The sequence below is a fragment of the Streptomyces sp. NPDC058758 genome (assembly GCF_042746075.1).
Lineage (GTDB): Bacteria > Actinomycetota > Actinomycetes > Streptomycetales > Streptomycetaceae > Streptomyces.
In genome coordinates this window covers 518484-544086 of record NZ_JBHYPS010000001.1, presented here as the reverse complement: position 1 = coordinate 544086, position 25603 = coordinate 518484, and the positions used below count along the sequence as shown (strand labels likewise).

Sequence of the window (25603 nt, the reverse complement as noted above, 5' to 3'; positions counted from 1 at the left end):
GATGCGGCCCCGGCATGCCAGCGTACGAGGTACCACCCGCCCTCCCCGCCGCCCGCCTTCCCCGCCGCCCGCCCTGCCCGGGGGTGAGCCTGCCCCGGCGTCCGCCCTGTCCGCCGCCCGCCTTCCCCGCCGCCCGCCCTGCCCGGGGGTGAGCCTGCCCCGGCGTCCGCCCTGTCCGCCGGCGGTCTTCCCCGCCGCCCGCCCTGCCCGGCCGTCCGTCCTTCCCCGCCGCCCGCTCTCGCCCGCCCTCCCCGCCGCACGCCCCCTCCCGCCCCACGACGTGCCGCCGCCCGCCCCCCGCCCTACGCTCGGTTCCATGCCCCGCCGCCACATCCACGTGACCGGCGCAGCCGAGGCTCCGCTGCGGGCCGCCCTGCGCGCACTCCGTACCGAGCTAGCGGTCCCCGCGGCCTTCCCGCCCGCCGTGCTCGCCGAGGCCGAGGCGGCCGCGAAGAACCCCCGCCTCCCCGCGCACGACGCCACCGACCTGCCCTTCCTCACCATCGACCCGCCCGCCTCCACCGACCTCGACCAGGCCATGCACCTGGCCCGGCGGGCCGACGGCGGCTACCGCGTCCACTACGCCATCGCCGACGTCGCCGCCTTCGTCGCGCCCGGCGGGGCGCTCGACGCCGAGGCCCACCGGCGGGTCCTCACCCTCTACTTCCCCGACGGCAAGGTCCCCCTCCACCCGCCGGTCCTCTCCGAGGGCGCCGCCAGCCTGCTGCCCGGCGAGCCCCGCCCCGCCCTGCTGTGGCGGATCGACCTCGACGCCGAGGGCCGCAGGGTCGCCACCGACCTGCGCCGCGCCCTCGTCCGCAGCCGCGCCAAGCTCGACTACGCCACCGTGCAGCGGCAGATCGACTCCGGCACCGCAGAGGAACCCCTCGCCCTGCTCCGCGACATCGGCCGGCTCCGCGAGGAGCGGGAGATCGAACGCGGCGGGATCTCCCTCGACGTCCCCGAACAGGAGATCGTCGAGGTCCCCGGCGACCACACCTACACCCTCGCCTACCGGGCGCCCGTCCCCGCCGAGAGCTGGAACGCGCAGATCTCCCTGCTCACCGGCATGGCCGCCGCCGACCTGATGACCGCCGCCGGCACCGGCATCCTGCGCACCCTGCCGACCGCCCCCGACGGGGCCGTCGCCCGGCTGCGCCGCTCCGCCGAGGCCCTCGGCGTCGCCTGGCCGCACCACGTGCCGTACGCGGAGGTGGTCAGGAACGCCGACCCCGCCGACCCGCGCCAGGCCGCCTTCCTCCAGGAGTGCACCACCCTGCTGCGCGGCGCCGGCTACACCGTCTTCACCGACGGCCGGCTGCCCGACCCGGCCGTCCACGCGGCCGTCGCCGACGAGTACACCCACTGCACCGCCCCGCTGCGCCGGCTCGTCGACCGGTACGCCTCCGAGCTGTGCGTGGCGGCGGTCGCCGGGACCGAGCCGCCCGAGTGGGTGCGGGCCGCCCTGCCCGGCCTGCCCGACACCATGGCGGCCGGGTCGCGCCGGGCCGGCACGGTGGAGCGGGAGTCCGTCGACATCGTGGAGGCGGCCCTGCTCTCCGGCCGGGTCGGGGAGCTCTTCGACGCGTACGTGATCGACGTCAAGGAGCGCGAGCCGTCCGTCGGCACCGTCCACCTCGACGACCCGGCCGTCGTGGCCCGGGTCGAGGGCGGCACGGCCCCGCTGCCCCTGGGGCAGTGGCTGCGGGTCAGGCTGTCGGAAGCGGATCCGGGCCGGGCGAAGGTGCTGTTCGAGCCCGCGTGACGGCGACGGCGTCGCGGACCGCCTCGTACAGCGCCTTCGGGTCGTCCGCGTGCAGCCGGACGGTCGTCACCCGGCGCACCGCGCCGAGCAGCCCGACGACGTCGACGGGCTCGTCCAGTTCCAGCGTGACGGAGGTCTGCGACCCGACGGGGAGGTTCAGCTCGCCGTCCCGCTTCTCGTGGGTGAAGCGGTTCTCGCGGCGGACGGCCGCGATCCGGTCCAACGGGACGGGCACGTCCACGTGGGCGGCCTGCCGGGCCCTCAGCCGCCCCCCGCCCAGGACGTGCGGCCGGGTCACGGAAGCGGCGTGCAGCGCGAGGACGAACAGGACCGTGTACACGTCCAGGACGAGGACGACCGCGTGCACCACCGGCCAGTCGGCCAGCAGCCACGACATGCCGGCGGTCTCGACCAGGCAGACGAAGGCGAAGCCGTACATGAGGGCGGCCTGGTCCCGCGCGTGCGGGAAGACGCCCGCCGCCCCCTCGGTCCCGTGCGGCCGCCGCGCGACCCACCGCCCGAGGCCCGCCATCAGCCGCAGCTCGTGCCCGATCAGCCGCAGCACCCGCTCCGGTACGAGCTCCGCCAGCGCCTCCCGCCGCGAGAGCCCCCGCCGCCGCAGCCGCACCCACACCACCGCCTCGGCGGCGAGCAGCCCGGCCATGACCAGCTCCGCGCCGGCCACCACCGCCCCCGGCACCCGCACCCCGCCGAGCAGCAGCGCGAACAGCACCACCTCGGCGGGCAGCGCCGCGTACGCCACCCCGCGCAGCACCCGCAGCAGCGGCCCCTGCTCACGCCCCGTCATCCCCGACCCCTTCCCCTTCCCCTTCCCGTCCCCGTTCCCCTTCCCGCGCCCGTCGCGCCGGCACCAGCGCCAGCGCCCGCCGCACGGCCGCCGCCTGGGCCGGGGCGAGGTCGGCGAAGAAGACGTCGGCGAGCCCGCCCGACCCCGCCGCCGGCAGCTCGAAGCCGCCGATCCCGTCCGGCAGCACGGCGGCGAGCGCCCGCGCGGCCTCCTCGACCCGGGGGTCGTCCACCGGAACGCCGACGAGCGCGTCGAGCAGCCCGTACACGTGCCCGGCGCTGCCCGCGACCTCGCGCATGAGCCCCATCAGCCGGATGCGCTCCGCCTCGGGCACGACGGTGTCGAGCAGGGCGAGGATCTCCCGGTCCTTCACCGCCATCGGCGAGTCCGGCAGCTCGCCGACCCCCGCGAGCAGCGCGGCCAGCTCCGGCGACACGGGCCCCTCGGCGGGGAGCCGCCCGGCCCGCGCCGCGCCGAGCAGCCCGGCCAGCCGCGCCCGCCGCTCCTGGACCACGGCCTCCTGCCGCGCCAGGTCGGCGTCCAGCTCCTCCAGCACCTCCACGAGCTCCCGCCCCGCGTCGTCGGCCAGCACGTCCCGCACCTCGTCGAGGCCGAGCCCCAGCTCGGTCAGCCGCCGCACCCGGGCGAGCAGCACCGCGTCCCGGATGCCGTACTCCCGGTAGCCGTTGGCCAGCCGGGCGGGCTCGGGCAGCAGCCCCAGATGGTGGTAGTGCCGCACCGCCCGGGGAGTGACCCCGACGAGCGCGGCGATCTCGCCGATGCGCATGCCCCCCAGTAGAAACCCTGACGTCGCGGCAAGGTCAAGCGGTCGAGGGCCGTCCCTCCCGCCAGGTAGCATGGTCGGCACGGCAGACGAGCCGGGCGGGCGGCCGCGTGGGGATCCCCGGATCCCCCCGAGGAACGTCCGGGCTCCACAGAGCAGGGTGGTGGCTAACGGCCACCCGGGGTGACCCGCGGGACAGTGCCACAGAAAACAGACCGCCGGGGGCCTCGGCCCGCGGTAAGGGTGAAACGGTGGTGTAAGAGACCACCAGCGCCTGAGGCGACTCAGGCGGCTAGGTAAACCCCACCCGGAGCAAGGTCAAGAGGGGACACCCCGGTGTCCCTGCGCGAACGACCGAGGGCTGCTCGCCCGAGTTCGCGGGTAGACCGCACGAGGCCGGCGGCAACGCCGGCCCTAGATGGATGGCCGTCACCCCGACGACCGCGAGGTCCCGGGGCACAGAACCCGGCGTACAGCCCGACTCGTCTGCCCCTCAGGCTTCTGACCTGCAATATCGCAGGTCAGTGGCCTTTTCTCGGAGAATCGTGGGCGTCGCCCCACCCCGTTCCACACCGGTCCAAACTGGACCTCGCGGCTACGAAAGTAGCCATGAAGGTAGCCACGCTGGGTGGCTTGGTGCGGGTGTTGGCCGAGTCGGAGCCCTCCGCCTTACACGTCTACGCCTCGGTGTCCTCTGTTGCGGTCCCGGGGTCGGCGGAATTCTGCTCGTCAAGCCAAGCTTGAATGCCACCAGGGTTCTGCGCGGGCGCGTCGAAGGGGATGATCGGAACAGGGGGCAAGGTGGCCAGCAGCGCCGTCATGTCCGCGGGGAGTGCGGCCACCCAGGGCTCAAGCTCCTCGATCTGGGTCAGGAGTCGCTGAAGTTCCTCAGTCATGCAACGCAGGTCCAGGTCCGCGCCGGCGACTTGGATCGTTCCGGACTCTATGTCTATGAGGCGCATGGGAGGAGCCGGGAATGTGGGCTTGGTGCCCGCCTGCCACTCTTCGACGGTGGGGCGAGGCCGGCTGACGACCCACTCGTCAAGACGCTCGTCGAAGTGCTCACTTCCGTTACGGACTTCGCGGGCCTTCAGCGGGGACGAGTCCTCCACCTCAAGAATCTTTCGTAGAAACGGACCTCGCTGCGTCCGCCACTCCAAGCCCTTGTCGGTTCCGTTCGGACCCTTCCCAGGGGGGCCACAGAGTCCGGGAGACCTTTCCGAGGAAGGAAAGGAAGTCCTCGAAGCAGACCCAGGCGGCTGGCGGGACCGGAGTGCTCTGCGCATAGGCGATCAGGGCGGTCAGGGAGGTCAGAGCGTAGCGAGTGTCACGGGCCAGCCACGTCAGATACACCCGCCGGGCCCACGGGGCATCGGATATGTCGTTGCTCACGGGCGTCATTGTGCCGCCGGTGGTCTACCGGGTGGGAGCAGATTTCAGAGGTATGGCATGGCCGCTAATCTCCCGCCGAGTTATCAGGGCGTCGGAGGCTTCCGATGTCTGCCGGTCCCGGGGCCGAGCTTCGGTGACGCCTCAGGAGTGGCGGTGGCCTCGGCGTGGGGAAACAGGATGCGCCGTGCTTCCGCGAGGTTCGCCGCGAAGCCGTGCGCCTCCCACAGATGGCCGTTCCACCGCTGGATCGCCCGGGGCGCATCGGGGTTCAGATGCGATGCCCTCGGGCCGTCGCCGGTCACGAGGGGTACGGCGCGGAGCTGCCCGATCCTCGCGTCGCGACGCTCGGCCCACTGGGAGAGCGGTTCGTCGTCCATGTTCGGAGCGTAGTGGGTCAGGCGAGCCGGTGCTCCCAGCGTAGAGAGGGGACCTGGTCGATCCAGTACTGGTGGGACGCGGGCGTCACACGGAGCCGTACGGAGTCGATCTCCGGCGCCCCGGCGTCCTGCCAAGCTACGAGGGAACGTTCCACGTCGTCCCACAGGGCCACGGGCCCGCCTTGGCGGACGGTCCAGCCTTCGCCGTCGACGACGAACTCGGCGAACGACTCCTTCTCCGGATCGAACAGGTACTGCAAGAGCAACCCGTCACCATCCGTCGCGCGGACGAACTGAACGCCTGGCGCGGCCAACTGTGCCAGGAAGGCGGGCATCCATTCCTCAAGGACCAGAGGGGACAGCAGAGTGGGCCGCTCACTGTCCGCGTACGCGGTCCGGGCGGAGAGATCGCCGGCCACGGGGGTCACTGCCTGGGCCCGCGCCTGCATGAAGGAGGAACGCCCGACGATCGAGCCCTCGGCGGTGCCGTCATCGCCGACGGTCAGTTTCGCGAGGCCTGTTCCCCACGGCCACGAGCCGACCGTGCTGAGGACAACGCCTCCGGGTCTCGTCTGTCTGATCCACGCGTACGGGATGCGGCGGACCGCGCAGGTGGCGATGACCCGGTCGTACGGTGCCCGGTACGGGTGGCCGAGGAGTCCGTCGCCCGTCACCGCCCACGTCGAGAAGCCGACGGCTTCGAGAGCGGCATCGGCGCGTGCGGCCACCTGTGCGTCGACCTCGACCGTGGTGACGTTGTCCTCGCCGAGGTAGTGGCACATCAGGGCGGTGGAGTAGCCGGTGCCCGTGCCGATCTCCAGGACTCGGTGGCCCCTCGCGAGATCCAGGGTCTCGATCATGCCGACGACGGTGGCCGGGTCGGTCGAGGAGGACGTGGGCACACCCACGACGGGTCCGCCGGCCTGGTCGGCGGTGAGGTGGCCGTCGAGCTGGGTGGTGAGGGTGTCGACGCTGTATGCGATCTTCAGCCACTCGGCCGGGTCCGTGTCGGCGGCGGTGACGGGCCGCCAGGTCCGCCCCTCGTCCAGGAAGACTCCCGGGTGGAGAAACCGCTCGCGGGAGACGGTCTCGACGGCTGCACGCAGCCAGGGGGATTTCAGGACCCCTTCGACCATGAGCACGGTCGCCATGCGGCGTCGTTCGGATGCCGGGTCGGTCATCGGCGGTCTCCTTGTGTGAGTAGGTCGGCGAAGGCGGCGGACATCGGGAGGCCGGTCTCGGTCTCCAGCCACCCCCACTGTCCGTTGGGGTTCAGTTCCAGCCACCAGTAGTCCCCGGCCCGGTCGACCGCGAGGTCGAAGCTTCCCGATACCAGATCCAGTCGGTCCAGGTAGGCGTGCAGTGCCTGAGCTAGCCGGTCGGGTAGGTGCTCCACGGTGTAGGTCAGGACGCTGTAGTCCTTGCGCCAGTCCAGGAGGTCGGAGTCGATGCGTACGGCGAACGTATGCCGACCTACGAGCAGTACGCGAACGTCGGCGACCTTGTCCACGCGGGCCTGGAACAGGTGGGGCGCGACCCGAACGCTGTCGTCGATCTCGTCGGGGGTGACGGGGGCAGTCCATCCCGTCACAGGCATGCCGTCACGCGTGTAAGGGGTCCATCGCAGCGTCTTGAAGATCGCCCGCCCCTGAGCGTGGACGAACTCGCGAGCTTCGTCCGGGTCGTTGGTGACAAGGGTGGGCGGGATGGTGAAGCCGAGCTGCTGGGCGAGGACGAGTTGTGCGGGTTTGTAGTCGGCTGCGGCAACGCGCAGGGGGTGGTTGACCCAGAGGGGGCCGTCCAGAGCGTAGAGGGTGCCACCGAGTCCGTAGCGGACCTGCGCCGCCGCGAACCGGGAGTCGTCAGCGGACAGGTGGGGAAATGTGGGCCACTCCGGGCGGCGCCAGTACACCGACCGCACCCGGGTCACATCAGCGGTTCTCGACGGGGTACGCACCTGCCCGACCACCGGGGCCGGGCAGGTGCCGAACCGAGCCGAGACCGTGAGGTCCTCGCCGATGTCGGCAGGGTTGAACCGGACCACAGGCACAGCGCGCCGGTTGAGTTCGGTGATCACCATGTCGGCGGTGATGTCGTCCGCCTCGGTGGCCACCAGAACCGACCTCTCCTCGGTCATGGTCATCAGTCCTGCGTGCTGTCCTGATCGTGACCCTGGTCGTTCCGGGAGTCCGAGTTCGTCGTCGTGGAGGTCTCGGTACCGGAGCTGGTGCCGTGCTTGCCCATCTCGACCACCTGCCCGACGCGGTCGCGGAACACCCCGAGCTGCGTCGTGGGGTCGACGGTGACCGTGGCGTGGGGTCGACGGATGACCGTCGGGTAGGGCGCGAGTCGGCCCGCACCCCACGGCCGCGTGGGGGAGGGGAGTGCGACAGAGGCGGTCATGAGACTCCTTGGGTTGAAGGGTGTGGTGCGGGAATCCGTCTGCGCCAGGGGGCGCGGACGGTGATCTGCGGGCCGCGGTTCAGGGGCGAGAGGCCTGGATGTTGTCGGCCGCGGTCGTCCATTCGACTCCGGACGCGGGCCGGATGTGCGCGATGCGGACCATCCCGTGGCTGTGGAGCTCGTGTGTGACGGCGACGAGCACACCCTCCCCACGCGAGGCGATGTCACGGACATACGTGTCCAGGAGCGGGTGGTGCTCGTAGCCGTCGGAGCCGACCGGGTTCACTCCTCCGGCTCCTGCTTGGCCTCGACGCGGCGCATGAACTTCTCCCAGCCGCAGGCCGCCCGTAGCCGCAGAGCCCGGCTCGGCGCACCCGGCCGAGGCTCCGGCGGCGTGTACATACGGCCACTGGCACCAGGGGTCCTGCGGGGCAGTCCGGAGGTTGTCATGCGGTCGCTCCTCGCCGTGGGGAGCCGCCCGGAGGGTCCTTCGGCCTCCGAGCGGTGTGTGACCAGTGAACGACGATCCGTTACCTTCTCCCAGAGCGCACCTCGCGCAATACCCGGGCGTTTTCCAGGCGTTGGCGCGTGGCGGGTATGAGTGCGTGAAAGGGTTCTCGTGAGGGGAGACCTATGACGTCGAGGCGTAAGCACTTTGCGGAACGGCGCGCGGCCCGGGGTTACTCTCAGGAGGAATTCGCAGAAGCGCTCTCAGTGGCCGCGTCCACCGTGGTCCGTTGGGAAAGCGGTCGCGCCACCCCGCGTCCCCACCAACGGCCGAAGATCGCAGAGCTGTTGGGAGTGACCCTCCCCGAGCTGGCAGATCTGCTCTCCGACGAACAGCCGGCCGAGACAGCCGGGCTCTCCGCTGCTCCACCCCTCCTCCATGGTGATGATGACGACATGAAGCGCCGCGAAGTCCTGGGCCTGCTCGCCGTTACGGGTGCGCTGGTCACTCTTCCCGATTCCGGTGAGGCCGCCCGAGGGCGGGCAGTATCGACGCTCCTGGAGTCGGGGGACGCCTTGCACCGCAGCCTCTGGCAGGTCTACGCGCTGTCGGACTCCAAGCAGGTCGTCTTCCCTGCGGTGCGCGCGCAGCTCGATGTGATGGCGAAGGGGCTGACCGAGACCCGTACTGCTGCGGATCGGTCCCGACTGTGCCGGATGACGGCCGACGTCTACCAGCTCGTCGGTGAGCTGTTCTTCGATGCCAACCGGTACACCGACGCCGCGCAGTGCTACACACTGGCCGCCAACGCGGCCTACGCCGGTGGCGACCACGATTTGTGGGCCTGTGCCATGACCCGCCACGCGTACGTCGAGCTGTACGCGCGCCGCGGGCACGCTGCCCAGCCCCTGCTCGCGGCAGCTTTCCGCATCGCCCGGAGGGGCGACGACACTCTCTCCACACGTCACTGGGTCGCGGCCGTCCAGGCGCAGGCGTACGCGGCCGTGGGCGATCTCGATGCGTGCAACCGGGCTCTTGACGAAGCCGAGAAAGTGCACGCCCTCGACGGCGCTCACTCCCACAACGGCGGCTGGCTCCGCTTCGACGGCTCCCGCCTGGCAGAGGAGCGAGGAGCCTGCTACCTCCAACTGGGCCGCCCTGATCTCGCCGAGGAAGCGTTGACCGCGGCCCTTGCCCAGACTCTGTCCCTGCGTCGCCGCGCCGCTGTTCTGAGCGACCTCGCCGTGCTCGGGGCGCACAGGCGGGACATCGACCAGGTCGTGCACTACGCGGAGCAAGCACTCGGACTGGCCGACCGGTCGAATTCGGGATTCATCGGCAAGAAGCTGGACGGGCTTCGGGGGCGTCTTGCCCCGCTCATGTCTGATGACCGAGTCTCGACTCTTGATCACCGAATCGCGGCGCTTCCGCGCACCGCATGACGAGAGGGACACGCGCATGAATGACGGCCGGATCTTCCGCGAAGCGTGGATCGACGGAGTGAACAAGCACTACCCCGGCGAGCCCAAGCCCGGCTACGTCACGCCGTGGGACGAGACGCCCGAGTGGGAGCGCGATGCCGCCGCCGCCGTGTGCGGGCAGGTGCGCGACTTCATCGCGGTCAGCGGCGGGCATGCGGCCCGGCTCACCCGCGAGCAGAAGGGGCGATTCGTCGCGATCTGCTGGACTGCCCAGATGTTCAAGCACTTCGAGGACCCCAAGCCCGGATATGTCGCCGACTGGGCCGACCTGCCGAGCTGGCAGCAGGAGACGGACGCGGACATCTTCGAACGCATCGAGCGGACCGTCTGACCCCGGGAGTGACGACGTCCCCGTCCGGGGCCGATCCGGGCGGGGATGGCTTGTTGCGCAGCCATCAAAGTAGCCACGGAAGCGCCATCCCTGCACGTTTGTGCAGGTCATAGCGTTGCGCCGACAGTCCCCGGCGTACAGCCCGACTCGTCTGCCCTCAGGGCCCCCACGGGGGCCCTTTCGTGTGTCCTGGCCCGCGTGCTCTCCGCCCTCTCGGCAACTCGACTGTTCCGCAACGGGGTTGGCCGGGGGCGCTATCGTCTGCGTGCGTCGGAGGAGGGTGGGGGACGTGTGGGATCTGGGGGACGGGGACCCGACGGAGATCGGGTCGTTCCGGCTGGTCGCGCGGCTGGGCAGCGGGGGGATGGGGACCGTCTACCTCGCCACGCAGGAGGGGCGGGACGGGCACGTCGCCGTCAAGACGATCAGGAGCGAGTACGCGCAGGAGGAGGGCTTCCGGCGGCGGTTCACCCGGGAGGCCGCCGCGGCAGGCTCGGTGCGGAGCCCGTACACCGTGCGGGTGGTCGGGTTCGACACGCGGGCGCGCGAACCCTGGCTCGCCACGGAGTACGTGGAGGGGCTCTCGCTCCGCGACCACGTGCGGCGGCACGGGCCCCTGGCTTCGGCCGAGGCGGTCGAGCTGGGGCTGGGGCTCTCCTTCGGGCTGGCCTCCATCCACCGGGCCGGCCTCGTCCACCGGGACCTCAAGCCGGCGAACGTGCTGCTCACCGACGGCGGGCCCAAGATCATCGACTTCGGGCTCGCCTACGCCGCGGACTTCAGCCACGCCACCCAGTCCGGCGCGGTGCTCGGCACGCCCGGCTACTTCTCCCCGGAGCAGGTGCAGGGGCGGCCTGTCAGCGCCGCCTCCGACGTCTTCGCCCTCGGCGCCGTCCTGACCTTCGCCGCCTCGGGCGACCACGCCTTCCGGGGCGTCACGCCCGTCACCGCCCAGTACCACGTGGTCCACGAGGAGCCGCGGCTCACGGAGGTCCCCGAGGAGCTGCGGGACCTCATCGCCGCGTGCATGCGCAAGGACCCGCTGGAGCGGCCCGCCCTCAGCGACGTCCTCGCCCACCTGACCACGCTGCGTTCCTACGGGCACAAGGAGACCGCCGCCGCCTTCCGGCGGTCGCCCCGGACGCGGCTGAGGAGGACGAAGGCCGGCGAGGCCACCGAGACCGCTCCCGCGCGTCCCGGCCGCGCGGGGCGCCGGGCCGCGCTCGCCGCCTCGGCCGTCCTCCTGCTGGCCGCCGGAGCCGCCGCGGGGGCGTGGCTCCCGACCGGGCTGTTCGGCCCGGCCCCGGAAGCGTCCGGTTCGCCCGGGTCGGCGGGCTCCCCGGCGCCGGCCGAAACCCCGTCGGAGCCCCCGGGGGGCGTCGACGCGCGCACCTGGCCCCTGGTCGAGTCGCTCCATTACAACCCCGACACCCGGCGCTGTGCGCTGGACGAGGGGCTGGGCGTGGACGCCACGACCCCGGGCTTCGGCTTCGCAGTGTCCGCCGGGGGGTACCGGTTCGGCTCTCCCACCTGGATGGACGTCACGGTCACCGTCGACCTCAAGCAGATGGACGATTTCCAGCGGCCCGTCGTCCTCCTGAAGCTGCCCGCCGGAGAGACGGTCGTCCCGCTCGAGGTCCCCGCGGGCAGGAGCAGTTGGTCCTTCCGCTGGCCCGACGTCCTGAAGACGGAGTCGGCCGGGCTGCCGGAGCCGTACGAGGAGATGCCCCCCGAGCGGCTCCAGGGCGCCTACACGCTGGTGCTCGTCCACTACTCCGTCATGGCCTGCAACGGCTTCCTGAACGATCCCGGGGACGAGGGGCCCGGCTGGCCCTGACCCGGTTCCCCCTCAGATCAGCACCTCCACCGTCCAGTGCGGTTCGCGGTCGTCGGTGCGGATGACGACCGGTTTCGGGGTGGGGGAGCGGTCCTCGAAGAGGTCGCGGCCGAGGGCGAGGCCGTTCTGGGTGATGACGTACGTGCCGGTGGTGAGGGTGGCGAGGGAGCGCACGGGGGTGATGCCGTCGGGGGTGACGCGTTGGAGGTGCCACACCGAGGCGGGGGAGGCGTCGGGGCGGACCAGGGCCTGGGCGCGGTCGGTGCCGGGGGCCGTGACGGTGTCCTCGGTGCCCTTGACGGTGAGGCGGTAGCCGCCGTCCACCGCGCCGAGCGCCCACTCGGCGGCGCGGTGCTCCTCGTCCGGGAAGCCGGCCAGCCTCCCCTCGTGGACCCCGACCGGGGCCCCCTTCGCGTACAGCCTGACGATCCGGTCGTGCTCCGACATCGCTCCTCCAGCGGGGAAGGGGGGTCTGGTGCCCCCGATACTGCCCGGGGCGGCCGCCCGGCCGCCGGAGGCTGCCGCGGGGGCGCCCCGGGGCTCGCCCGACTGGCCCATCCCCGGTGCCGGAGCGGGGTGCGGGGGCGCCCGGCGGGTACGGCTGGGGCATGACCCTTCCCGAGGACCGGCTCAGCGAGCCCGCCGTGCGCGCTTTCGTCACCGCGCTGAACGCCAACGACCGCGACGCCTTCTTCGGCGTCCTCGCCCCCGGGGCGACCATGTCCGACGACGGCTCCGAACGGGACCTCCGGGAGTGGACCGAGCGCGAGGTCTTCTCGTCCCACGGGCGGATGGTGGTGGAGAGCGAGGACGACGACGGGCTCGTCCTCGTCGCCACCTACAGCAACGACACGTGGGGGGCCATGCGGACGGACTGGCGGTTCACCGTGGAGGGCGGGAAGGTCGTCCGGTTCGAGACCGGGCAGGCCGCCGCGGAGTGACCCCGCCGGGCGTCGGGTGACGCCGGCGGGTGACCCCGCCGGTCCCGTCGGCCGGTCCCGTCGGCCGGCCCCGCCTGGCGTCCCCGTCAGCCGCGGCCGACGTACGGCATCGTCGTCGCCATCACCGTCGCGAACTGCACGTTCGCCTCCAGCGGCAGGGCCGCCATGTGGACGACCGTCGCCGCCACGTCCGCCGCGGCCATCACCGGTTCCACCGCCAGCTCGCCGTTGGCCTGGAGGATGCCGGACCGCATGCGGGCCGTCATGTCCGTGGCCGCGTTGCCGATGTCGATCTGGCCGCAGGCGATCCGGTACGGGCGGCCGTCCAGCGACAGGGACTTCGTCAGGCCCGTCATCGCGTGCTTCGTCGCCGTGTACGCGATCGAGTGCGGGCGCGGCACGTGGGCCGAGATCGAGCCGTTGTTGATGATGCGGCCGCCCTGGGGGTCCTGCTCCTTCATGGCCCGGAAGGCGGCCTGGGCGCAGAGGAACGCGCCGGTGAGGTTGACGTCGACGACCGCGCGCCAGGTGTCGTAGGACAGCTCCTCGACCGGGGTGCCGCCGCCCGCGAACGTACCGGCGTTGTTGAAGAGCAGGTCGACGCGGCCGAAGCGCTCGCGGACCGCGTCGAAGAGGGCCGCCACCTCCGCCGGTGACGTCACGTCCGTCGGGACGCACAGCGTCCGCTCCGGGGCCGGGCCCTGCGCCGTCTCCTCCAGGGGCGCGAGCCGCCGGCCCGCCAGGGCCACCGACCAGCCCGCCTCCGCGAGGGCCCGCGCCACGCTCCGCCCGATGCCCGAACCCGCTCCCGTCACCACAGCGACGCCCATGCCGAACCCACCTTCCAGCTTCGTGTCGCCCCCGGCCGGGCAGCGTACGCCAGACGCGTGCCCCATGAACTCATCCGTCCGACACGTGGATGACCTGTCCCCGACAATGCGATGTCGCCCCCGCCCCCTCGAATACCGACGGACACCAACCGTCAGGGGAGGGGCACATGACACCCGCACCGCAGCACAGCGAGGAACTCCGCGCCGCCGCGCGCCACTTCGGCCGCCGCCGGTTCCTCACCGCGGCCGGCGCCGCCGCCGCGCTCGCCTTCGCCACCCAGCTGCCCGCCGCCGGCACGGCCGCCGCCGCCGAGCTGGACGGCCGCCGCATCACCGAGGACCCGTTCACCCTGGGCGTCGCCTCCGGCGACCCGCTGCCCGGATCCGTCCTGCTGTGGACCCGGCTCGCGCCCCGCCCCTTCGAGCCCGGCGGCGGCCTGCCCGCCGAGCGCGTCTCCGTCCACTGGGAGCTGGCCCGCGACGAGCGCTTCGCCCGGACCGTGCGGCGCGGACGGGCCACCGCGCACCCGGAGTTCAGCCACACCGTGCACGTCGACGTCGAACACCTGGAGCCGGGCCGGGAGTTCTACTACCGGTTCCGCGCGGGGGAGTGGGTCAGCCCCGTCGGCCGCACCCGCACCGCGCCCGCCCCCTGGGCCCGCCCGGCGGAGCTGCGGCTCGGCGCCGTCTCCTGCCAGGCGTACCACGACGGGTACTTCACGGCCTACCGGCACCTCGCCGACGAGGACCTCGACGTCGTGTTCCACCTCGGCGACTACCTCTACGAGTACGCCGTGAACGCCACCGGCGGCGCCCGCGCCTACACCGACCGCACCCTCCCGGCCGTCTTCGACCGCGAGACGGTCACCCTGGAGGACTACCGGCTCCGCTACGGCCTCTACAAGTCGGACCCCGACCTGCGGGCCGCGCACGCCGCCCACCCCTTCGTCGTCACCTGGGACGACCACGAGACCGAGAACAACTACGCGGGCGGCGTCCCCGAGAACTCCGTCCCGCCCGAGGAGTTCCTGCTCCGCCGCGCCGCCGCCTACCGCGCCTACTGGGAGCACCAGCCGCTGCGCGCGCCCCAGCTCCCCGAGGGCCCGGACATGCGGCTGTACCGGCGGCTGCGCTTCGGCCGGCTCGCCCAGTTCGACATCCTCGACACCCGCCAGTACCGCTCCGACCAGGCCTACGGCGACGGCTGGCAGGTGCCGGGCCCGCTCTCCGAGGACCCGGCCCGCACGATGACCGGCGCCGCCCAGGAGCGCTGGCTCCTCGACGGCTGGCGGAACTCCGGCGCCCGCTGGAACGTCCTGCCGCAGCAGGTCGTCCTCGCCGAGCGCCGGGACCGCCCCACCGCCGACTTCAAGCTCTCCATGGACTCCTGGGACGGCTACCCGGCCTCGCGCGCGCGGATCCTCGCGGGCGCCGAGTCCGCCGGGGTGGAGAACCTGATGGTGCTCACCGGCGACGTGCACGTCGGCTACGGCTTCGACCTCAAGGCCGACTTCCGCGACCCGGCCTCCCGCACCCTCGGCACTGAGATCGTCGCCACCTCGATCGCCAGCGGCAAGGACGGCGCCGACCGCCCGTCGAACTACGACAGGCTGACGCAGGCCAACCCGCACCTGCGGTTCTTCAACGGCCGGCGCGGCTACGTCACCGTGGCCCTCGGCGAGGAGAGCGCCCGCGCCGACTTCCGCACGGTCCCGTACGTGACGAGGCCGGGCGCCCCGGTCACCACCGCCGGCTCCTTCGTCACGGAGGCCGGCAACCCGGGTCTCACCCCCGCGTGACCAGCGCCTCCTGGGGGTAGCGGACGCCGACGCGGTCGCGCACCGCGTCGAGCGTCCGCATCACGGCGAGCGTGCCGTCCAGCGGGACGAGCGGCGACTCCCGCTCCCCTGCCCGCAGGCACCGCATCACCTCGGCGGCCTCGTGCCGCAGCGAGTGCGGGTCGTCGGTGTGGGTGAACTCCTCGGGCTCGGCGCCCTCCCGGTACAGCGTGAACCGCTCCGGGAAGAAGAAGCCGCGCGGCACCTCGATCCGGCCCTTCGTGCCGGACACCGAGGCGGTCAGCGGGGTGTCCGCCTCCAGCGAGCAGGACAGCAGCGCCGAGGCGCCGGAGTCCCAGCCCAGCAGCATGCCCGTGTTCAGGTCGACGCCCTCGGGGGAGATCCGGGCGTGCGCCTGCACCGAGTCCGGCTCGCCGAGCAGCAGCTGGGCGAAGGAGACCGGGTAGACGCCGAGGTCGAGCAGCGCCCCGCCGCCGACCGCCGGGTCCCGCAGCCGGTGGCCGGGGTCGGACGGTCCGGCCAGACCGAAGTCCGCCTGCACGGTCCGCACCTCGCCGATCGCGCCGCCCCGGACCAGCTCCGCGAGCCGGCGGACCAGCGGGTTGCAGTACATCCACATGGCCTCCATGAGGAAGAGGCCGCGGTCCCGGGCGAGCGCGACCAGCTCCTCCGCCTCCCGGGCGTTCAGCGTGAAGGCCTTCTCGCAGAGGACCGGCTTGCCCGCCTCCAGGGCGCGGCCGGCCGCCTCCCGGTGGGCGTGGTGCGGGGTCGCCACGTACACCACGTCCACGTCCGGGTCGGCGAAGAGGCCGTCCCAGCCGCCGTACGCCCGCGCGATCCCGAACCGGTCGGCGAAGGCCCGCGCCGACGCCTCCGTGCGGGAGGCCACCGCCACCACCTCGGCGCCGTCCAGCTCCGCCAGGTCCGTCGCGAACCGCTCGGCTATGCCGCCGGTCGCGAGGATCCCCCACCGTACGGCGCCGTTCCCCCGGACGTCCGTGCCGTCGTTCACACCGTCGTTCATGCCGTGCCACCCCACAGGTATCGACCAGTCCGATCGAGCTGAGAGCATAGGCAAGGTTTCAACGAAACGGAGCAGTCGATGCCGGAAAGCGGCCAGAAGACAACACAAGGACACATAGCCGAACCCGCGCCGGCCGGCCCCGGCGCCGCCTCCGCCCCGGCCGCCCCCGGCGCCGCCCCGGCCGCCCGGCGGGCCGGACTGCTCGTCACCCTCGTCCTCGGCGGACTCACGGCCCTCCCGCCGCTGTCCATGGACATGTACCTGCCGGCGCTGCCGGACGTCACCCGCTCGCTCACCGCCCCCGCGGCCACCGTCCAGCTCACCCTCACCGCCTGCCTCGCCGGCATGGCCCTCGGCCAGCTCGTCGTCGGCCCCATGAGCGACAAGTGGGGCCGCCGCCGGCCCCTGCTCGCCGGCATGGTCGTCTACGTCCTCGCCACCGCCGTCTGCGCCTTCGCCCCCAGCGCCGAACTCCTCATCGCCTTCCGGCTCCTCCAGGGCCTCGCCGGCGCCGCCGGCATCGTCATCGCCCGCGCCGTCGTCCGCGACCTCTACGACGGCGTCGAGATGGCCCGCTTCTTCTCCACCCTCATGCTGATCTCCGGCGTGGCGCCGGTCATCGCGCCGCTCATCGGCGGACAGATCCTGCGGATCACCGACTGGCGGGGCGTCTTCCACGTCCTCGCCGTCATCGGCGTCCTCCTCACCCTCGTCGTGTGGCGCTTCCTCCACGAGACGCTGCCCCCCGGGCGGCGCCAGGAGGGCGGCGTCGGCCAGGCCCTGCGGACCATGCGGGGACTGCTCGCCGACCGCGTCTTCACCGGCTACATGCTGTCCGGCGGCCTCGCCTTCGCGGCCCTCTTCGCCTACATCTCCGCCTCCCCGTTCGTGGTGCAGGAGATCTACGGCGCCTCCCCGCAGACCTTCAGCCTCCTCTTCGGGCTCAACTCCGTCGGGCTCGTCGCCGTCGGCCAGGTCAACGGCAAGCTGCTCGTCGGCCGGGTCAGCCTCGACAAGGCGCTCGGGGCCGGCCTCTGCGTCATCCTGCTCGCCTCCACGGCGCTGCTCCTGATGACCACCGGGGTCTTCGGCGAGGTCGGGCTGGTGCCGATCGCCGCCGGACTCTTCGTCCTGATGTCGGCGATGGGCCTGGCGATGCCGAACACCAACGCGCAGGCGCTGATGCGGACGCCGCACGCGGCGGGCTCCGCCTCCGCGCTGCTCGGCACCTCCTCGTTCCTCATCGGCGCGGTCGCCTCGCCGCTCGTCGGCGTCGCGGGCGAGCACACCGCCGTCCCCATGGCCGTCGTCCAGCTCTCCTGCGCGGTCGCCGCCCTGGCCTGCTTCCTCCTGATGTGCCGCCCCTGGCGCAGCCCGCTCCGGGGCCCCGGCGACGACGCCTAGACTGGGTCGGTGAACGTCTCCCCCGCCTCCGCCGAGTCCCTGCGCGCCGCCCTCGCCGGGCTGCTGGACGGCCTGCCGCCCTCGCAGACCGCGAAGGCCGTGGACCGGCTGATCGCCCACTACCGGGGGACGACCCCGACCGACGCGCCCGTGCTGCGGGACCGGTCGGACGTGGCCGCGTACGCCGCCTACCGGATGCCCGCCACCTTCGAGGCCGCCCGGGGCGCCCTGGACGCGCTGCGGGCGGCCGCCCCGGAGTGGACGCCCGCCACCCACACGGACGTCGGCGGCGGGACGGGCGCCGCCGGCTGGGCCGCCGCCGACGTGTGGGACGGGCGGCCGCCGCGCACCACCGTCCTCGACTGGGCCGAGCCTGCCCTCGCCCTCGGCCGGGAGCTGGCCGGCGGGGTCCTGGACGCCGAGTGGCGGCGCGAGCGGATCGGCACCGCGCTGCGCCTCGCCGAGACCGACCTGGTCACCGTCTCGTACGTGCTCAAGGAGCTGACCGAGGGCGACCGGACCGCGCTCGTCACCGAGGCGGCCCGCGCCGCGCGCGGCGCCGTCGTGATCGTCGAACCGGGCACGCCGGACGGCTACGAGCGGATCATCGCCGCCCGCTCCGTCCTGATCGGCGCCGGCTTCACCGTCGCCGCGCCCTGCCCGCACAGCGGCGCCTGCCCGATCGCGCCCGGCACCGACTGGTGCCACTTCTCGGCGCGGGTCAGCCGCTCCTCGCTGCACCGGCAGGTGAAGGGCGGCTCGCTGCCGTACGAGGACGAGAAGTACGCGTACGTGGCCGCCGCCCGGTTCCCCGTGGCCCCCGCGCCCGGCCGCGTCGTCCGCAGGCCGCAGATCCGCAAGGGCCTCGTCCTGCTCGACCTCTGCGAGCCGGAGGGGCTCGGCCGCGCCACCGTCACCAAGCGCCACGGGCCCCTGTACAAGCAGGCCCGCGACGCCGAGTGGGGCGACTCCTGGCCCCTGGCCGAGGAGGGCTAGGCCGGCCGCAGCTCCTGGGTGCAGCACTTCACGCTGCCGCCGCCCTTGAGGAGTTCGCCGAGGTCCATGCCGATCGGCTCGAAGCCCCGGGCCCGCAGCGGGCCGAAGAGGCCGGTCGCGGTCTGCGGGAGCAGGACGTGGCGGCCGTCGCTGACCGCGTTGAGCCCGAGGGCCGCCGCGTCCTCCTCGGTCGCCAGGAGGGCGTCGGGGAAGAGGCGGGCGAGGACGGCCCGGCTGCCGGGGGAGAAGGCGCCGGGGAAGTACATGACTTCGTCGCCCGCCTCGTCGAGGACGCACAGCGCGGTGTCCAGGTGGTAGTAGCGCGGGTCCACCAGCTCCAGGCCGATCACCGGCCGGCCGAAGAACTCCTGGGCCTCGCCGTGGGACAGCGGACTGGAGCGGAAGCCGGTGCCGGCCAGGATCCAGGAGGCGGTCACGGCGAAGTCGCCCTCGCCCTCGTTGACGTGCTCCGGGACCCGCAGGTCCTCCTCGGCCCAGCCGTTGCGGCGGAACCAGGCGAGGTGCGCGTAGGCCTCGGCGGTGCGCTCGGGGTGGGCGAAGCGGGCGCCGAGGACCCGCCCGCCGACGACCGTCGCGCCGTTCGCCGCGAAGACCATGTCCGGCAGCGCCGGGTCGGGGTCGAGGAGTTCGACGGTGTGCCCGAGGGCCCGGTAGCGGTCGCGGAGGTCCTCCCACTGGGCCAGGGCGAGCGGCAGGTCGACGGGTTTCGTCGGGTCCATCCACGGGTTGATGGAGTACGTCACCGTGAAGTGCGCGGGTGGGCACATCAGGTAGCGGCGGGGCGAGGACTCGCGCGGAGTGGAGCGCAATCGGGCCTCCTCACGGACGGGCGGCCCGCGGGGCGGGCCGTTGGATCGGTGGAGCCATGGTCCGCTCTCGGGGCCCCGCGCGCAGTGGACCGTTCGGGTGGTTCGTCCCGCGCACACCCGATCGACATCCCGCCGCCCCCTGGCGAGACGCTTCGTCTCGTACGGTGGTAGGTTCGGCGCCATGTCCGAGCCCAAGGCACCCGACGCCTCCCGCCGCAGCGAGCGCTCCCGCCGCGCCATCTTCGACGCCGCCCTCGCCCTCGTCTCCGAGACCGGCTACGCGAAGACCACCGTCGAGGGCATCGCCGCCCGCGCCGGCGTCGGCAAGCAGACCATCTACCGCTGGTGGCCCTCCAAGGCGGCCGTCCTCCTCGACGCCTTCCTCGACCTCGCCGCCCGCGCCGCCCGGGAGGCCGGCGCGGCCGAGGGGCAGACCGAGCTGCCCGACACCGGCGACCTCGCCGCCGACCTCCGCCTCGTCCTGCGCGCCACCGTCGACGAACTCAACAACCCGCTCTACGACGCCCCCACCCGCGCGCTCGCCGCCGAGGGCTCCACCGATCCCGAGCTCGGCGCCCGCTTCACCGCCGCCCTCCTCGAACCCCAGCTCCAGCTCTTCGGCCGCCGCATCGAGGCCGCCCAGGCCGCCGGCCAGGCCGACCCGGCCGTCGACCCCCGGCTCGCCACCGAACTCCTCGTCGGCCCGCTCCACCACCGCTGGCTCCACCGCACCGGCCCCCTCGACCACGCCTACGCCGACGCCCTCGTCGACCACGCCCTGCGCGGCCTCACACCCCGTCCGTGACGAGCGTGAGCGTCGTCACCGGCCCCGGTTCCCCACTCCGGTCACCCGGGGAGCAGGATGGTGGGACCATGGGCGGAGCCGAACGGGCGAGCATGAGGTGTGAGGGGATAGATGGGCGACGGCATCGGCCGCTACCGCGGCACGGAGAGCAAACTCGCACAGTGGCTGCGCAGGCGCCCCAAACGCGCCGCGGCCGACGACGGGAACACCCGCGAGACGCTGCTCCTGGCCGTCGCCGCCGCAGGGCTGCCCCTGGCCCCCGCCGCCTACCCCGTCGGCTACAGCTGCTCCTGTGAGCGGATCGGCTGTCCGACCCCCGCCCGGCACCCGGTCTCCTTCGCCTGGCAGACCCAGTCGACCACCGACCGCGCCCAGATCGAGCGCTGGGCGCGGAACGAGCCCGAGGCGAACTTCGTCACCGCCACCGGCATGGTCCACGACGTCCTCGACGTGCCGCTGGCCGCCGGCCGCGCCGCGCTCGAACGGCTCCTCGCCGGGGGCGTCGAGGTCGGACCGGTCGCCGAGTCCCCGGACAGCACCGGCGACGGCGGCCGGATGCTCTTCTTCACCGCCACCCGGGGCACCCCCGAGGACGAGGACGAGTGGTGGCCCTGCGAGCTCGACTGCCACCCCGAGACCATGGACGAGCACCCCGGCCTGCGCTGGCACTGCCGCGGCAGCTACGTCCTCGTGCCGCCCGCCCGGCTCCCCGGTGACGAGGCCGGCCACCCCGTCGTCGGCTGGGTCCGCGGCCCCGAGCACCCGCTGCCCGACCCGCTGAACCTCCTGGAGGCCCTCACCGACGCCTGCGCCCGGCACGCCGCCGAGCGCGAGGCCGAGGGCGACGACCACGCCGCCCACGGCGTCGCCTGGCCGCTCACCCGCTGAGCCCCGCCCCGGCCGGGGGAGGAGCGCAGGGAAGGGGCCGGGAAGGGGTCAGGAGCCCTCGACGGAGACGACGCCCTGGAGGCGTCCCGCGAAGGTGACCGCGTCCTTCTCCGTGCCGGCGGGCTTCACCAGGACGACCTGGCTCGACACCCACTCCTTGGTCACGGTGTTCACGACCTCGCCCTTCATCAGGGCCTTCAGCTCCGGGCCCACCTTGGGGCGGTAGCCCTTCGCGGTCGTCTGGCGCTCGAAGTGGCGGCTCGCGAAGAAGACCAGCGCCCCGCCGTCCGCCGTCGCCAGCGCCAGCGGCGCGAAGTCGCCCGCGTCGGCCACGCGGTCGATCCACTGCGTCGCCAGGCCGGGCCGGGAGGCCGTACGGGCCCGCTTCTCGCGCCACTGGCTGGTGTGCGCGCCCGCCGCGAAGGGGCTCGCGCCGCCGCGCTGGAGGTACTCGGCGTACGTCTCGCTCAGCACCTCGGGGGCGACCGCCGGCGCGTCCGAGTCGGCCGCGACCGGCACCACGCCGCCCTGCTCCTCGGCGAACGCGGGCAGCTCGTCCGGGGCGACGATCGCCAGGTGCGCGGCCTTCCACGGCTGGTCGGGGCCGTTTTTGACGAAGGCGACCAGCCAGCGGTCGTCCGCCCGGGGCGTGCCGTCGTCACGGCTGGCGTCGGTGTCCGCGACGAACCAGCGCGGCCAGCCCGCCTTCCTGGGGACCAGGAAGCGGGCGTCGCGCAGCTCCAGCGGCCGGTGGTCCGGATTGCCCTCCGGCCGGGTTACCGACTTCGCCTTCAGGCCGGCCTGGTTGATCGCCCCGAACGGCCCGGTCACCCGGTCGGCGTCGAGCTTCGGGTCGTTGGCCTCGTCGGCCCGGTTGAACGCGGTGACGAAGGCGGCCAGCGCCGCCGTCGCCTCGTCGGGCGTCGCCCCCGCCACGACCGCGGTCTCGCCGTGGACGGTCACGCAGCCGCTCGCCGTCAGCGCCACGACGGTCGCCGCGGCGACGGCCGCCAGGGACCCGCCCCGGCGCCGTCCCTCAGACCGCCGGGTCTGCCGCTCCAGCCTCAGCCTTCTCATCGGTCGCCTTCTGCTTCTCCACGCGCACGGACGGACCCGACCCTATCGGGGCGAGGAAGAGCGCGAGCGTCGGGACCAGATACAGCGCCCACACCGTGACCTGAAGGACCGTCGGGTCGGGCTGGAAGTTGAACACGCCCTTGAGGAGCGTGCCGTACCAGCTGTCCGGCGGGATCGTCGCCGAGACGTCGAAGGCCTTGTCGGCGAGCCCGCCGAGGAAGCGCGCCTCCTGGAGGTCGTGCACGCCGTACGCGAGGACGCCCGCCGCGACCACGACCAGCATCCCGCCGGTCCAGGTGAAGAACTTCGCCAGGTCGATCCTCAGCGCGCCGCGGTAGAACAGCCAGCCGAGGAAGACCGCCGTCAGCAGGCCGAGCATCACGCCGGCCAGCGGGGCGTGGCTGCCGTCGGAGGAGGCCCGTACCGACGCCCACACGAACAGCGCGGTCTCCAGGCCCTCCCGGCCCACGGCCAGGAACGCGGTGGCGACCAGCGCGCCGGTGCCCATCGCCAGGGCCGCGTCCAGCTTGCCGTGCAGCTCCGCCCTCAGGTGCCGGGCGGTCTTCTTCATCCAGAAGACCATCCACGTCACCAGGACCACGGCGAGGATCGACAGGGAGCCGCCGAGCAGCTCCTGCGCCTCGAAGGTCAGCTCCTGGGAGCCGAACTCCAGGCCGGCGCCGAAGGCCAGCGCGAGGGCGACGGCCACGCCGATGCCGGTCCAGATCGGCTTCAGGGCGTCCCTGCGGCCGGTCTTCACCAGGTAGGCGATGAGGATGCAGACGACGAGGCTGGCCTCCAGGCCCTCGCGGAGGCCGATCAGGTAGTTGCCGAACACGGCGGACTCCTTCTGGGGTGGTGACGGCTAGGAGAAGAGGCCGCGGCCCCACCAGTCGTCCGCGTCGCGGACGCCCGGCGGGACGGCGAAGACCGCCGAACCGACGTGCTGGATGTACTCGTTGAGGGCGTCGGCCTTGGCCAGCGCGGTCTGCACCGGGACGAAGCCGGACCGGACGTCCCGCTGGTAGGCGAGGAAGAACAGGCCCGCGTCGAGCCGGCCGAGGCCGTCCGTGCCGTCGGTGAAGGAGTAGCCGCGGCGCAGCAGGGCCGCCCCGCCGTTGGAGTCCGGGTGGGCGAGCCGGACGTGCGAGTCCGGCTTCATCGCCTTCAGGAACGGCTCGTCGTGCTCCTTCGCCTTGCCGACGGGCGCGCCCTCCTTCTTGTCGCGGCCGAAGACGTCCTCCTGCTCGGCGAGCGGGGTGCGGTCCCAGGTCTCGACGTTCATCCGGATCCGGCGGGCGACCAGGTACGAGCCGCCGGCCATCCAGGCGCCGCCGCCGGTGGCGTCCTTCGGGCCGACCCACACGTGCCGGTCGAGGGCGGCGGCGTCGGTGCCGGAGACGTTCCGGGTGCCGTCCTTGAAGCCGAAGAGGTTGCGCGGGGTCTGCGCGTCCGGGGTGGTCGAGGACGTCTTGCCGAAGCCCAGCTGGGACCACCGGACGGCGACCGTGCCGAAGCCGATCCGGGCGAGGTTGCGGACGGCGTGCACGGCGACCTGCGGGTCGTCGGCGCACGCCTGCACGCACAGGTCGCCGCCGCTGCGCGCCGGATCGAGGTTGTCGCCCGGGAACCTGGGCAGCTCCACCAGGGCCCCGGGCCGCTTGTCCTTCAGCCCGAAGCGCCCGTCGAAGAGCGAGGGGCCGAAGCCGATGGTGAGGGTGAGGCGGGACGGCTTGAGGCCGAGCGCCTCGCCGGTGTCGTCCGGCGGGGCCTCCGGGAGGCCGCCGTGGGCGCCCTCGCCGACCTCGCGGCCCGCGGTCATCCGCTCGGCGGCCCGGGTCCACTCCTTCAGGAGCGCCACCAGCTTCTCGCGGTCGTCGGTGGTGACGTCGAAGGCGGCGAAGTGCAGCCGGTCCTGGACGGCGGTGGCGATGCCGGCCTGGTGCGGGCCGTGGAAGGGCACGGCGGCACCGCCGTCCGCGACGGGCGCGGTGGCGTCCCCGTCGCGGGTCAGCGCCGCGGCGCCGCCGGCGACGGCGGCACCGAGGGCGAGGCCGCCGCCGGCGGCGAGGACGGTGCGCCGGGCGGGTCCGCCCCCCGCGCCGGTGGGGCCGGGGGTCACTTGACGACCGCCGCGGCGAGCTTGGAGAGCGGCTCGGCCAGCGCGTTGACGCCGTCCGACAGCTCCTTGCGCTCGGCCTTGCCGACCTTGTCGTAGGAGGTGAAGTCGTAACCGGTCTTGTCGGCGCGGTACTTGTCGAGCAGCGCGTTCAGCGCGCCGAACTGCTCGTCGAGTTCGGCGACGAGCGCGGCGTCGTTCTTGGCGGCGACCGGCTTGAGCAGGTCGTAGGACTTCTGCGCGCCCTCGACGTTGGCCTTGAAGTCGACCAGGTCGGTGTGGGAGTAGCGCTCCTCCTCGCCGGTGACCTTGCCGGTGGCGACCTCGTCGAGGAGCTCCTTGGCGCCGTTGGCCATGGAGGTGGGGGTGATCTCGGCGGTGCCGACGCGCTTCACCCAGTCCGCGAGGTCCTTGTCGAGGAGGTCGGCGAGCTGCTTCTCGCGGGCGGTGATCTTCCCGTCCTGCCAGAGCGCCTTCTCCAGGCGGTGCCAGCCGGTCCAGTCCTTCGCCGGGTCCTGGCCCTCCTCCAGGCCGTCCTCGCGGACGTCGACCTTGGGGTCGATGTCGCCGAAGGACTCGGCGACCGGCTCGGTGCGCTCCCAGCCGATGCGGGAGGGGGCGTAGGCCTTCTTGGCGGCCTCCAGATCGCCGGCGCGGACGGCGTCGGTGAAGACCTTCACCCTCGGCAGCGTCTCCTCGGCCTGGGCCTGGACGTACTGGCGGTACGCGGCGACGGCGGCGTCCATCTCGGCGGAGCGCTTCGGGGCGGCGGCGCCGCCGGTGAGGGTGACGGCCTGGCGGATGCCGGCGCCGGTCATGCCGGGCTTGCAGACGATCGCGTACGAGCCGGCCTTGATCTCGGCGGTGAGCGTGGCCTTGGTGCCGGGGCCGATGTTCTCGCGCTCGGTGACGATCCGGTCGTCCGGGTAGAGGACGTAGACCTCGGTGACCTTGGAGCCGCGGTTCTCCACGTTCAGGGTGACGTGGCCGGCCGGGAACTCCTTCTCCGAGACCTCGCAGGAGTCGTCCTTGGCGGTGACGGTGACGCCGTCGCCCTCGGCCTTGGCGTCGCTCTTCGCGGTGCACCCGGTGACGGCGGCCAGGACGGCGGCGCCCGCCAGGGCGGTGACGGCGGTGGTGCGGACGGCTCGCATGAGGGCTCCAGGACGGGGGGACGGGACGGGAATGCCACTGAGGCGGACCTAACTTAACCGAGGCTTACCTCAGTCAAACCCGCCCGTCCAGTGATGTGACTCTCACGTCT

Annotated in this window: 27 protein-coding genes and 1 other RNA gene; 11 read left to right on the top strand and 17 right to left on the bottom strand. The window is 73.2% G+C overall.

Translation table 11 applies throughout. The features are described from left to right. Positions 1–316: 316 nt before the first annotated feature. A complete protein-coding gene (locus tag ACFW6A_RS02440) occupies positions 317–1765 on the top strand; it encodes an RNB domain-containing ribonuclease (RefSeq protein WP_386638250.1) in 1449 nt (482 codons plus the stop codon). Here the strand turns inward: ACFW6A_RS02440 and ACFW6A_RS02435 are convergent. After that, the gene (locus tag ACFW6A_RS02435) at positions 1710–2573 is read right to left on the bottom strand and encodes a hypothetical protein (protein WP_386638247.1); all 864 of its coding nucleotides are present in this window, start codon (positions 2571–2573) and stop codon (positions 1710–1712) included. The genes ACFW6A_RS02440 and ACFW6A_RS02435 overlap by 56 nt on opposite strands. Beyond that, complete coding sequence (locus ACFW6A_RS02430) at positions 2560–3360, bottom strand: MerR family transcriptional regulator (protein ID WP_351852107.1); 801 nt, start codon at positions 3358–3360, stop codon at positions 2560–2562. Before ACFW6A_RS02430 ends, ACFW6A_RS02435 begins: the two co-directional genes overlap by 14 nt. An 87-nt stretch (positions 3361–3447) precedes the next feature. Here ACFW6A_RS02430 and rnpB point away from each other — a divergent pair. After that, positions 3448–3846: RNase P RNA component class A (gene rnpB / locus ACFW6A_RS02425), an RNA gene on the top strand. Positions 3847–4034: 188 nt separating this feature from the next. Here the strand turns inward: rnpB and ACFW6A_RS02420 are convergent. The 7 genes from ACFW6A_RS02420 to ACFW6A_RS02390 all read right to left on the bottom strand — a co-directional run bounded on the left by ACFW6A_RS02420 (position 4035) and on the right by ACFW6A_RS02390 (position 7979). Beyond that, positions 4035–4469, bottom strand: a complete 435-nt coding sequence (locus ACFW6A_RS02420; RefSeq protein WP_351852104.1) for a hypothetical protein — start codon at positions 4467–4469, stop codon at positions 4035–4037. A gap of 363 nt (positions 4470–4832) precedes the next feature. Further along, a complete protein-coding gene (locus tag ACFW6A_RS02415; protein WP_015033191.1) occupies positions 4833–5126 on the bottom strand; it encodes a DUF6087 family protein in 294 nt (97 codons plus the stop codon). Positions 5127–5143: 17 nt separating this feature from the next. Then, on the bottom strand, positions 5144–6307 hold the full coding sequence (gene tgmC / locus ACFW6A_RS02410; protein WP_351852101.1) for an ATP-grasp peptide maturase system methyltransferase: 1164 nt from the start codon (positions 6305–6307) through the stop codon (positions 5144–5146). Further along, a complete protein-coding gene (tgmB, locus tag ACFW6A_RS02405; protein ID WP_351852131.1) occupies positions 6304–7263 on the bottom strand; it encodes an ATP-grasp ribosomal peptide maturase in 960 nt (319 codons plus the stop codon). The genes tgmC and tgmB overlap by 4 nt, the downstream gene beginning before the upstream one ends. A 5-nt stretch (positions 7264–7268) precedes the next feature. Further along, the gene (gene tgmA / locus ACFW6A_RS02400) at positions 7269–7529 is read right to left on the bottom strand and encodes a putative ATP-grasp-modified RiPP (RefSeq protein ID WP_351852098.1); all 261 of its coding nucleotides are present in this window, start codon (positions 7527–7529) and stop codon (positions 7269–7271) included. 79 nt (positions 7530–7608) lie between these two features. After that, a complete protein-coding gene (locus tag ACFW6A_RS02395) occupies positions 7609–7815 on the bottom strand; it encodes a hypothetical protein (protein WP_386638243.1) in 207 nt (68 codons plus the stop codon). Continuing rightward, complete coding sequence (locus tag ACFW6A_RS02390) at positions 7812–7979, bottom strand: hypothetical protein (RefSeq protein WP_351852092.1); 168 nt, start codon at positions 7977–7979, stop codon at positions 7812–7814. The genes ACFW6A_RS02395 and ACFW6A_RS02390 overlap by 4 nt, the downstream gene beginning before the upstream one ends. Positions 7980–8162: 183 nt before the next feature. On the opposite strand from ACFW6A_RS02390, the gene ACFW6A_RS02385 reads away from it, so the two are divergent. The 3 genes from ACFW6A_RS02385 (at position 8163) to ACFW6A_RS02375 (ending at position 11626) form a co-directional block, all read left to right on the top strand. Further along, on the top strand, positions 8163–9419 hold the full coding sequence (locus ACFW6A_RS02385) for a helix-turn-helix transcriptional regulator (protein WP_351852089.1): 1257 nt from the start codon (positions 8163–8165) through the stop codon (positions 9417–9419). Between the two features lie 16 nt (positions 9420–9435). Then, a complete protein-coding gene (locus ACFW6A_RS02380; RefSeq protein WP_351852087.1) occupies positions 9436–9789 on the top strand; it encodes a hypothetical protein in 354 nt (117 codons plus the stop codon). Between the two features lie 289 nt (positions 9790–10078). Then, positions 10079–11626, top strand: a complete 1548-nt coding sequence (locus tag ACFW6A_RS02375) for a serine/threonine-protein kinase (RefSeq protein ID WP_386638240.1) — start codon at positions 10079–10081, stop codon at positions 11624–11626. Between the two features lie 12 nt (positions 11627–11638). On the opposite strand, the gene ACFW6A_RS02370 is transcribed toward ACFW6A_RS02375, so the two are convergent. Next, on the bottom strand, positions 11639–12073 hold the full coding sequence (locus ACFW6A_RS02370) for a hypothetical protein (protein ID WP_351852083.1): 435 nt from the start codon (positions 12071–12073) through the stop codon (positions 11639–11641). A gap of 161 nt (positions 12074–12234) precedes the next feature. On the opposite strand from ACFW6A_RS02370, the gene ACFW6A_RS02365 reads away from it, so the two are divergent. Beyond that, the gene (locus ACFW6A_RS02365) at positions 12235–12567 is read left to right on the top strand and encodes a nuclear transport factor 2 family protein (RefSeq protein ID WP_351852080.1); all 333 of its coding nucleotides are present in this window, start codon (positions 12235–12237) and stop codon (positions 12565–12567) included. A gap of 86 nt (positions 12568–12653) precedes the next feature. On the opposite strand, the gene ACFW6A_RS02360 is transcribed toward ACFW6A_RS02365, so the two are convergent. Further along, positions 12654–13397 (bottom strand): SDR family oxidoreductase, encoded by a 744-nt coding sequence (locus ACFW6A_RS02360; RefSeq protein ID WP_351852078.1) that lies wholly within the window; start codon positions 13395–13397, stop codon positions 12654–12656. A gap of 167 nt (positions 13398–13564) precedes the next feature. On the opposite strand from ACFW6A_RS02360, the gene ACFW6A_RS02355 reads away from it, so the two are divergent. Then, positions 13565–15196 carry an alkaline phosphatase D family protein gene (locus tag ACFW6A_RS02355; RefSeq protein WP_386638237.1) on the top strand — a complete coding sequence of 544 codons (1632 nt, stop codon included), beginning with the start codon at positions 13565–13567 and terminating at the stop codon, positions 15194–15196. Here ACFW6A_RS02355 and ACFW6A_RS02350 read toward each other — a convergent pair. Beyond that, the gene (locus tag ACFW6A_RS02350; protein ID WP_351852073.1) at positions 15183–16220 is read right to left on the bottom strand and encodes a Gfo/Idh/MocA family oxidoreductase; all 1038 of its coding nucleotides are present in this window, start codon (positions 16218–16220) and stop codon (positions 15183–15185) included. The genes ACFW6A_RS02355 and ACFW6A_RS02350 overlap by 14 nt on opposite strands. Positions 16221–16298: 78 nt before the next feature. Between ACFW6A_RS02350 and ACFW6A_RS02345 the strand changes: the two genes are divergently transcribed. Together ACFW6A_RS02345 and ACFW6A_RS02340 are read left to right on the top strand one after the other, a co-directional pair. Next, entirely contained in the window at positions 16299–17624 is a 1326-nt protein-coding gene (locus tag ACFW6A_RS02345) for a Bcr/CflA family multidrug efflux MFS transporter (protein ID WP_351852071.1), read from the top strand. 9 nt (positions 17625–17633) lie between these two features. Beyond that, positions 17634–18620 (top strand): small ribosomal subunit Rsm22 family protein, encoded by a 987-nt coding sequence (locus ACFW6A_RS02340; RefSeq protein ID WP_351852070.1) that lies wholly within the window; start codon positions 17634–17636, stop codon positions 18618–18620. On the opposite strand, the gene ddaH is transcribed toward ACFW6A_RS02340, so the two are convergent. Continuing rightward, entirely contained in the window at positions 18617–19450 is an 834-nt protein-coding gene (ddaH, locus tag ACFW6A_RS02335) for a dimethylargininase (RefSeq protein WP_351852068.1), read from the bottom strand. The genes ACFW6A_RS02340 and ddaH overlap by 4 nt on opposite strands. A 181-nt stretch (positions 19451–19631) precedes the next feature. Here ddaH and ACFW6A_RS02330 point away from each other — a divergent pair, with 181 nt between their 5' ends. After that, positions 19632–20255 (top strand): TetR/AcrR family transcriptional regulator, encoded by a 624-nt coding sequence (locus tag ACFW6A_RS02330; RefSeq protein ID WP_351852067.1) that lies wholly within the window; start codon positions 19632–19634, stop codon positions 20253–20255. 111 nt (positions 20256–20366) lie between these two features. Then, positions 20367–21143 (top strand): bifunctional DNA primase/polymerase, encoded by a 777-nt coding sequence (locus tag ACFW6A_RS02325; protein ID WP_351852065.1) that lies wholly within the window; start codon positions 20367–20369, stop codon positions 21141–21143. Between the two features lie 48 nt (positions 21144–21191). On the opposite strand, the gene ACFW6A_RS02320 is transcribed toward ACFW6A_RS02325, so the two are convergent. Genes ACFW6A_RS02320 through efeO form a run of 4 tightly spaced genes read right to left on the bottom strand, consistent with a single transcriptional unit; the run spans position 21192 to position 25493 of the window. Next, positions 21192–22220, bottom strand: coding sequence for a hypothetical protein (locus tag ACFW6A_RS02320; RefSeq protein WP_351852063.1), 1029 nt, complete (start codon positions 22218–22220; stop codon positions 21192–21194). Continuing rightward, positions 22180–23058 (bottom strand): iron uptake transporter permease EfeU, encoded by an 879-nt coding sequence (efeU, locus tag ACFW6A_RS02315; RefSeq protein WP_351852062.1) that lies wholly within the window; start codon positions 23056–23058, stop codon positions 22180–22182. The genes ACFW6A_RS02320 and efeU overlap by 41 nt, the downstream gene beginning before the upstream one ends. Before the next feature lie 27 nt (positions 23059–23085). Then, entirely contained in the window at positions 23086–24342 is a 1257-nt protein-coding gene (efeB, locus tag ACFW6A_RS02310; protein ID WP_386638234.1) for an iron uptake transporter deferrochelatase/peroxidase subunit, read from the bottom strand. Then, complete coding sequence (efeO, locus tag ACFW6A_RS02305; protein ID WP_351852058.1) at positions 24339–25493, bottom strand: iron uptake system protein EfeO; 1155 nt, start codon at positions 25491–25493, stop codon at positions 24339–24341. The genes efeB and efeO overlap by 4 nt, the downstream gene beginning before the upstream one ends. Positions 25494–25603 lie beyond the last annotated feature (110 nt).